Annotated in this window: 3 protein-coding genes; all 3 read left to right on the top strand. The window is 41.6% G+C overall.

The features are described from left to right. The first annotated feature begins 80 nt into the window (after nt 1-80). Nucleotides 81-404 carry an ArsR/SmtB family transcription factor gene (locus ACWQAU_RS15115; RefSeq protein WP_003582114.1) on the top strand — a complete coding sequence of 108 codons (324 nt, stop codon included), beginning with the start codon at nt 81-83 and terminating at the stop codon, nt 402-404. 51 nt (nt 405-455) lie between these two features. Beyond that, nucleotides 456-2,186 (top strand): arsenical pump-driving ATPase, encoded by a 1,731-nt coding sequence (gene arsA, locus ACWQAU_RS15120; protein ID WP_016373382.1) that lies wholly within the window; start codon nt 456-458, stop codon nt 2,184-2,186. A gap of 42 nt (nt 2,187-2,228) precedes the next feature. Beyond that, nucleotides 2,229-3,424: arsenic transporter (locus tag ACWQAU_RS15125; RefSeq protein WP_107707051.1), on the top strand; the 1,196-nt coding region annotated here is incomplete at its 3' end.

The following is a 3,424-nucleotide window of genomic DNA, read 5'->3' on the forward strand; positions in this document are numbered from 1 at the left end:
GTTTTAACAAAGTTGACAAGCCATTGGAGTAGCTCTTATACTATGCATAGATGATCGTCTATGTAATGGAAGGAGAAAAAATGGATTATCAAAATTACGTTCAAATGCTAAAAGCAATGGCTGACCCGAACCGCCTAAAAATCATTGATCTGCTTTCATGTGGATCACTTTGTGCTTGTGATATCCTCCAGCATTTTGATTTTTCTCAACCCACTTTGTCTCATCATATGAAGGTTTTGCAAAATGCAGGTATTGTGTTTGCGGTAAAGGATGGGAAATGGCAACACTATTCCCTACAAAAAAGGTTTGTCCAAGAGTTTAAACAGAATACCGACCAACTGTTAGCCGCTGATGAGCACTGCCTTTGCCAACGGTCTGATTGTGAAAAAGATGTTGCCAATTAAGTTTTTTTAAGTAATACATAGACGCGTGTCTATGTAAGGAGCTGAAAAATGATGGAAAAGTATTCGCCACAAGAGATTAATTTAACCAAGTACCTATTTTTTACCGGCAAGGGTGGGGTTGGCAAAACCACGGTTGCCAGTGCCACTGCAATTAGCTTAGCTGATGCTGGTCACCGAGTTATGATCGTTTCCACTGATCCAGCTAGTAACTTGCAGGACGTTTTTAAAGTTAGTTTAACCAATCAGCCAAAGCCGATTCCAAACATTTCCGGTTTGTTTGCTGCCAACTTTGATCCGGTCATTGCTGCGAACGAGTATCGCGAGCAGGTTATTCAACCTTATCGAGGCGTGTTGCCCAAAGAAGCCATTCAGAATATGGCTGAACAATTATCAGGCTCGTGTACGGTTGAAATTGCTGCATTTAATGAATTTGCCAACTTTCTAACTAGTTCCAAGATTAATCAGCAATTTGACTATATTATTTTTGATACCGCGCCGACCGGCCATACCTTAAGAATGCTGCAATTGCCTTCTGCTTGGAGTAATTACCTGGATAAGAATGATCGTGGTGCATCCTGTCTCGGCCAACTAGCTGGCTTAAATGATAAGAAAGCTATGTATCAAAAAGCGGTTGAAACTTTAGGCAATCCTCAAGCGACGACTTTGTTTTTAGTTACCCGACCACAAAAAGGCGCCCTTCTGGAGGCACAACGCGCTTCACATGAGTTGGCAGCCTTAAACATTAAGAACCAGCAACTAATCATTAACGGTATCTTAAATCAGCCAACCGACGCAGTTTCTCAGACTATTTTTAAACAACAGCAAGCTGATTTGCAGAATATGCCAGTCACTTTAGACCAGCTACCCAAGTTAGCAATCCCATTGCGAGCATACAACGTATTGGGATTAGCTAATTTACGACTACTATTGAAAGACCAGCAGCCGCAAATCACTGAGGAACCGGTTACTGCTAGTCACTTTCCTGATCTGGATGTTGTCGTGAAGAATTTAGTGCAGTCAAATAAAAAAATTATCTTCACCATGGGCAAAGGTGGCGTTGGTAAAACAACCGTTGCCGTTCAAATTGCCCAAAAGATAGCTGCTCAACACAAAACCGTGCACTTGGCTACCACTGACCCAGCTGATCATTTGAAATACTTCAAAATCACAAGTCCGCTGATCAAGGTGAGCCATATTGATGAGAAAAAGTCTTTAAAAGAATATCAAAACGAAGTTCTCACTACTGCTAAAAAGACCATGAAGTCTAATGATGTTGATTATGTCGCTGAAGATTTGCGTTCACCATGTACTCAAGAAATTGCTGTCTTCCGAGCTTTTGCTGAGTTAGTCGCCCAAAATGATAGTGACGTCGTTGTGGTTGATACGGCTCCGACTGGTCATACACTCCTACTGTTAAACTCGACCCAAAGCTATGCTCAAGAAGTTGCCCATACCTCCGGCAGCGTCCCACAAGCAGTCGTTAATCTGTTACCAAGACTACAAGATCCTAAGCAAACTGAAATTGTTATGGTAACGCTACCAGAAGCCACGCCGGTTTATGAATCAATGCGGTTAGATGACGATTTGAAGCGAGCCAGTCTAGCTCATACTTGGTGGGTGGTCAACCAAAGTATGTTGGCAACTCAAACCACTGATCCATGTTTGCTGGCTCGAGTGCAAAGCGAAGTTAAATGGATTGATCAGGTAAAAGAGCTTTCGAATAATCATTTTGCTGTTATGCAATGGCAACCAAATTACGAAAAAACGCTTTTAACGGTTTAATTAATTAAAGGAAAAAAATAATTAATCAGTTTAGGAGGTATCATGCAAGTCTTTTTTGCCGTTGGAATTTTCTTACTCACATTATTATTCGTTATCTGGCAACCTAGAGGATTATCAATTGGATGGACAGCCGTTGGTGGTGCAATTTTAGCATTATTGTTTGGCGTGGTGAGTTTTAAAGATGTTGGAACAGTTACCGGAATTGTCTGGAATGCCACCTTATCTTTCGTGGCTATTATTCTGATTTCACTCATTTTAGATCAAATCGGATTTTTTGAATGGGCCGCCTTACACATGGCTCGCTGGGCAAACGGTCACGGTATTCGCATGTTTATTTTGGTGACCACCTTAGGCGCCGTCGTTGCTGCCCTTTTTGCTAATGATGGGGCTGCTCTGATTCTTACCCCCATTGTTTTAGCAATGGTTCGTGCCTTACACTTTGATGAAAAGCAAGTTTTCCCTTTTATTATTGCCAGTGGCTTTATTGCCGATACCACTTCTTTACCAATGATTGTTAGTAACTTGGTAAATATTGTCTCTGCAGACTTTTTTGGAATTTCCTTTTCAGCGTATGCGTTAAGAATGTGGATTCCTGATCTATTTTCGCTGTTAGGTAGTATTGGTATCCTGTATCTTTACTTTCGAAAAGCATTGCCACGAAAATTTGATGCCACTCAGGTTGCGGAACCCAGTTCTGCACTAAAAGATCAGCGACTTTTCAAGTTTTCATGGGTCGTCTTAATCCTCCTATTGATTGGTTACTTTAGTAGCGGTTTCTTAGGAATCCCCGTCTCCTTTATCGCACTGAGTATTGCGGCTATTTTTCTGATAGTTGGTCAAAGAAGTTCCCATGTTAATGCGATGGCAGCGATTAAAGGAGCTCCTTGGAACATTGTCTTTTTCTCAATCGGTATGTATGTCGTAGTCTACGGCCTTCAGAACGTTGGTCTAACAACATTATTATCAGGTGTCATTACCGAAATCGCAAAAGGTGGTCGGTTTGCTGCCACAATGGGCATGGGCTACTTAGCAGCACTTTTATCGTCATTAATGAATAACATGCCGACCGTCATGATTAATGCACTATCAATCAAAGGCGCTGACGTTTCAGGGCTCATCCATCATACGTTAGTGTACGCAAACATAATCGGCTCAGATTTGGGACCTAAGATTACCCCAATTGGCTCTTTGGCTACATTAGTCTGGCTACATGTGTTAGCTCAAAAGGGAGTTAAAAT

It is taken from the genome of Lactiplantibacillus sp. 3062, assembly GCF_055413545.1.